The organism is Pseudoalteromonas sp. APC 3694, from assembly GCF_030407565.1.
Taxonomy (GTDB): domain Bacteria; phylum Pseudomonadota; class Gammaproteobacteria; order Enterobacterales; family Alteromonadaceae; genus Pseudoalteromonas; species Pseudoalteromonas tetraodonis.
Window position 1 is genome coordinate 1 of sequence record NZ_JASDDE010000103.1, and the last position, 5,488, is coordinate 5,488.

General features: G+C 42.9%; 4 protein-coding genes. All 4 read left to right on the plus strand.

The window, feature by feature from the left end:
* Window positions 1-130: 130 nt before the first annotated feature.
* Window positions 131-1,303: a DUF1343 domain-containing protein gene (locus QMA00_RS18425; RefSeq protein WP_076920750.1), complete on the plus strand. Its 1,173-nt coding sequence runs from the start codon at window positions 131-133 to the stop codon at window positions 1,301-1,303.
* Between the two features lie 30 nt (window positions 1,304-1,333).
* Complete coding sequence (pbp4b, locus tag QMA00_RS18430) at window positions 1,334-2,974, plus strand: penicillin binding protein PBP4B (protein WP_076920759.1); 1,641 nt, start codon at window positions 1,334-1,336, stop codon at window positions 2,972-2,974.
* An 80-nt stretch (window positions 2,975-3,054) separates the two neighbouring features.
* Window positions 3,055-4,431 carry a Na+/H+ antiporter NhaC family protein gene (locus tag QMA00_RS18435; RefSeq protein ID WP_076920749.1) on the plus strand — a complete coding sequence of 459 codons (1,377 nt, stop codon included), beginning with the start codon at window positions 3,055-3,057 and terminating at the stop codon, window positions 4,429-4,431.
* 174 nt (window positions 4,432-4,605) lie between these two features.
* The coding region (locus tag QMA00_RS18440) for a potassium/proton antiporter (protein WP_290158414.1) at window positions 4,606-5,488 on the plus strand (883 nt) is incomplete at its 3' end.

The window sequence follows — 5,488 nt, forward strand, 5'->3', positions numbered from 1 at the left end:
ACCGCTGACCGCTGACCGCTGACCGCTGACCGCTGACCGCTGACCGCTGACCGCTAATTCTTAAAACCTAAGCTGCTCTTTAAACTTAGCTGTGTTATTTTAAACGTCTTGTTTAAAAGGATCTTGCTGTATGTTTAAAACCGTGTTTTTTATCTTCTTTTTTATACTAAGTGCACTTTTTACCGTTGCTACACATGCAAATGAGGCTAAACATGCAATCGCCGTTGGTGCAGAGCAATTTGCTTTGTATGCACCCCAATTAAAAAACAAACGTGTAGGGCTGGTGGTTAACCAAACCTCTGTAGTGGGGCAAACGCATTTAGTTGATAGCTTGCTGGCTAAAAACATCAACATCACTAAAATTTTTGCACCTGAGCATGGCTTTCGAGGCGATCACGATGCCGGTGCTCATATACAAAACGCCGTTGATAGCAAAACTGGTATTGCGCTTATTTCTATTTACGGTAAAAACAAAAAGCCAACCCCCGAGTCATTGCAAAATGTAGATGTAATTATTTTTGATATTCAAGACGTGGGCGTACGCTTTTATACCTACATAAGCTCTATGCATTACATGATGGAAGCCGCGGCCGAGCAGGGGGTTGAATTTATAGTACTCGATAGGCCAAATCCTAATATTAGCCACATTGACGGGCCAATTTTAGAACCGAAGTTTAAATCGTTTGTGGGTATGCACCCAATCCCTGTACTGCATGGTATGACGGTAGGCGAGCTGGCTAAAATGATCAAAGGCGAGGGCTGGATCAATCAAGCGGCTAATTTACAACTGAGCGTGATCAGTGTTGCTCATTACACCCGCACCAGTCGTTATAGCTTGCCGGTAAAACCAAGCCCTAATTTACCCAACGATCAATCAATAGCGCTGTATCCGTCTTTGTGCTTTTTTGAAGCAACCCCTGTTAGCATAGGTAGAGGAACTGATTTTGCCTTTCAGGTCATAGGTTATTCACCAGTAGCACTTGGGGACTTTAGCTTTACCCCGCGTTCAATAAAAGGCGCAGCGCTTAATCCAAAGTTTAAAAACCAGATGGTGAAAGGGATTGATTTACGCCATAGTGATACCACTGGCTTAAACTTAAATTATTTAATTAATGCTTACCAGCAACTGACTCAGGCTAAACAGCCGTTTTTTGAACGTGCCGACTTTATGGATAAACTCGCAGGAACTGATCAGCTCAGGCTTGCCATAGAAGCGGGGCGATCAGCTGAGGAAATCAAACAAAGTTGGCAAGCCGGGCTAAAACAGTTTAAACAGCAAAGAGCGCCTTATTTGCTGTATTAATAAAAGGGATGCGTGCATTGGGCTTTAAAAATGATAAATAATAAAACGTACTATAAAGTAGTTATATTGCTGCTGAGCATTATTATTGCGGGCTGTAGTCGCTCTACAGCAATTAAATCAGAGCGCCCTTTAACGGTTAATCATATCAACGCGTTAGCTAATGCGCAGGTGATTGCTACCTTTCCTGAGCCAAATCCTAGCAGCAGAGAATATGTAAATAACCGCGGCACTTTTAAAGCCTACCGGGGCCATGGACAACTATTGCTACAAAATGTCAGTGCGGTTAGCGCCGATATATACATCAATAATAAAAAGCTCTCACTTAATGAGCCTTTACGCGCTAACACCGAGTACGACTTTAATTTAGGGCACTATACGCATAACGGCGTGAACACCTTTAAGGTAGAGAACATTCAACCTGCTGGCGGCAGTTTAACCCTGCGCTTTGCATTTGCTACCTTAGAAAATAGCGCCACAAAAGAAATCGACTTTAGCCAAGTTGATACCTTAATTGAAAACGATATAAAAGCAGGCTTTCCAGGAGCGGTATTAGCGGTTGTTAAAGCGGGTAAGGTATTAAAATTAACTGCGTATGGCGATGCAAAACAATATCAGCAAAGTGATTTAATGCTTCTGCGCCCAGAGCCTATGCAAACCAATACCTTATTTGACTTAGCCTCAAATACTAAAATATTTGCTACTAACTTTGCATTAATGAAGTTGGTCAGCGAGGGGCAGTTAAACATAAATCATACGGTGCATTCATACCTAAAAGAGTATCAGGGTAATGGCCGAGAGCACCGCCAAGTAAAAGATTTACTAACTCATAGTGCCGGTTATCCGCCAGTGTTTGACTTTCATCGAAAAGACACCGCTTACGGCGATGCGTTTTTCTCACAAACAAGCGAAACCACTAAACAGCTATTATTAACAAGCGTGCCATTAACCGCTGAACCTACAGCGCCGCATGTTTATTCTGATATTGATTACATGATTTTAGGTGTTTTAATTGAGCGAATTAGCGGCCAACCACTCGATGAATACCTAGAGCAGCATATTTACGCGCCTTTAAAACTCAATAACACCTTATTTAATCCGCTTAAAAAAGGTTTTAATCGTCAGCAGTTTGCTGCCACGGAGCTAAGTGGAAATACCCGCGATGGCCGTATTTATTTTGATAATATTCGCACCAATGTACTGCAAGGGCAGGTGCATGACGAACGTGCTTATTATTCGCTTGACGGTGTTGCAGGTCATGCAGGATTATTTAGTAACGCCCCCGATTTAGCTGTGCTGTGCCAAGTGCTACTTAACAAAGGCGGTTACGGCGATACGCAAATTTTTAACGCCAGTAGCTTAGCGCAATTTTTAACGCCACAAAGCAGTGATGAAACCTACGGGTTAGGCTTTCGTCTTGCGGGTAATAACCAAACAAGGCGCTGGCACTTTGGCCCTTATGCCAGCGCTCAGGCCTATGGCCACACGGGGTGGACAGGCACAGTCACCGTGATTGATCCGGCTTACGATTTGGCCATTATTTTACTCACTAATGCGCGGCATACTCCTATTAAAGGCACTGAAAAGCGCTATCAATTTGTAGGGAAAAATTTTGAAACAGCGCAATACGGCTCTATTGTGTCGCTTGTTTATGAGGCATTATTAAATCAATAAGCGTTAGTAAGTGACTTAAGTGCTTATATCTATTAAGTTAAGTAAAGCGTCGTCATTATAAAAATAAATAAGGTTTGTTTATGCATTGGTATTCTATTTTACCGCCACTGATTGCCATTGCTATCGTGTTTTGGCGTAAAGAAGTGATTATGGCGCTTTTGGTGGCAGTGGCTTCATCAGAGTTCTTACTGGCCATTCAGGGCGAAGGAAATAGCGTATTTAATACATTTTTAAATACCATAGAGCGCATTATTTCGGTAGCAAGCTCGCCAGGTAATACCCGTATACTCATATTTAGTATTTTAATAGGCGCATTACTGGCCTATATTCGCGAGTCTGGCGGTGTTGCTGCTACCGTTAATATGCTTATGAATAAAGGCATTGCAAAAAGTAAGCGCCAAGTTGGCTTTTTAACCATGTTTACCGGCATCGCGGTATTTATAGAGTCAAACCTCAGCGTATTAACCTCAGGTATTGTATCGCGTGGCTTGTTCGACAAGTTTAAAATGAGCCGCGCGCGTTTAGCCTACATAATCGATAGCACCAGCGCCCCTGTGTGTATTTTAATATTACTAAACGGCTGGGGTGCATTCGTACTGGGCTTGTTAGGTAATTACGAATTAGGCGAGTCGGCGGTATCTATTTTATGGGGCAGCGTAGGCTATAACTTTTACGCCATAATCACCTTGGTTATTGTTTTTTATACCATTGCCTTTGATAAAGTACACGGCCCAATGAAAGTGGCTGAACAAAAACTAGAGTTACAAAAAACCGAACTAAAAGAAGAAGTAAAGGGCTCTAAAGCGCGCTTTATGCTAGTGCCACTGCTAACGCTAATTATTAGCATGGTCGGCTTTATGTTTTACACCGGCAACGGCGTACTTGCAGAAGGCAGCGGCTCTAAATCGGTTTTATACGCAACGGTATTAGCCATTGTGGTTGCATATGTTTTAATGATTAGCTCGCGCCAATTTACTCACCATCAATTAGTAGATACCGGCTTTAAAGGCATGGGCGAGTTATTACCGCTGGTGAGTATTGTACTGCTTTCACTTACACTGGGCGCAAGCTTAAAAGAGCTAGGCACGGGCGTATTTGTCGCATCGCTAGTGGGCGATTACCTACCTATTTACTTAATTGTACCAGTGCTGTTTTTAACCGGCGCGGTTATGTCGTTTACTACGGGTACCTCGTGGGGCACATTTGCCATACTTATTCCTATTGGTGTACCGCTTATTCAAGCACTCGGTTTGCCACCTTCACTGGTTGTAGGCGCTATTTTAGGCGGCGGCATATTTGGCGATCACTGCTCCCCTATATCCGACACCAGCGCTGTATCGGCACTCGCTTCGGGGTGTGACTTACTCACCCACGTTAAAACGCAGCTACCGTATGCGTTATTTGGCGGCGCACTGACGTTTATAGCGTACTTAGTAACAAGCATAATAGTGTTATAAAATTTGCTCGTTTAAATACTCAAAGGCCTGCTTAATCGCAGGCTTTTTTGTTTTAAATATGCAGTTAAGTACCCGTATTTATATTTTTTAGGTTATTGTATGGCATGAGCTTTAAGCTTTTTAATAGCTATAAATTCTTACTTTTTAACTTATACAAGGCAGAAAACTCACACTATGTTTGTAATAGATAATATCATTCTTGTTAGTGCCATTTTAATTTTACTAGGGGTTATCTCGAGCAAGCTATCTGCGCGCGTTGGCTTACCCGTGCTGGTGCTATTTTTACTGGTGGGCATGCTTGCAGGTGAAGACGGTATTGCCGGCATATCATTCGATAACGCAGAGGCTGCGCATGCTCTGGGCACGCTAGCACTGGCTATTATTCTATTTGATGGTGGGCTACAAACGCCAACCAGTTCAATTAAACAAGTGTGGAAACCTGCTTCGGCTTTAGCAACGGTCGGGGTGCTTTTAACGGCTGTAATTACCGGCCTTGTCGCCACTTATATTTTAGACTTACCCGTATTACAAGGCGTTTTGCTGGGCGCGATTGTGGGCTCTACAGATGCCGCAGCCGTATTTGCACTTTTACGTAGCGCCGGTATTCACCTAAATAAAAAGCTTAAATCAACCCTTGAAATAGAAAGTGCCTCGAACGACCCAATGGCTATTTTTTTAACGGTTGGTTTGCTCGAAATGCTAGTGAACGACATGCCAATAGGGCTGGGTTTACTGCAGTTATTTGCCCAGCAAATGGGCGTAGGCGCCGTTTGTGGGTTTTTAATTGGTAAGGTGTCGGTGTGGTTTATTAATCGAATAAAATTAAATGCATCAGGTTTGTATTTAGTAATGGTAACCGCATTTGGGCTGCTTTCTTTTGGCCTTTCTGCAACGCTTGGCGGCAGTGGCTTTTTAGCTGTATTTATAACCGGCGTTATTTTAGGTAACAGTAAATTTGTATATAAACGCGGTATTTTTCTGTTTCATGACGGTTTAGCGTGGCTTGTGCATATTCTCATGCATCGCGATCACCTAATACTATCTAAGCCGATCACCT

Bases quoted from the DNA above. Each gene is read 5' to 3' on its own strand.
- QMA00_RS18425 (WP_076920750.1), top strand. From the start codon at position 131: ATGTTTAAAACCGTGTTTTTTATCTTCTTTTTTATACTAAGTGCACTT.
- pbp4b (WP_076920759.1), top strand. From the start codon at position 1,334: ATGATAAATAATAAAACGTACTATAAAGTAGTTATATTGCTGCTGAGC.
- QMA00_RS18435 (WP_076920749.1), top strand. From the start codon at position 3,055: ATGCATTGGTATTCTATTTTACCGCCACTGATTGCCATTGCTATCGTG.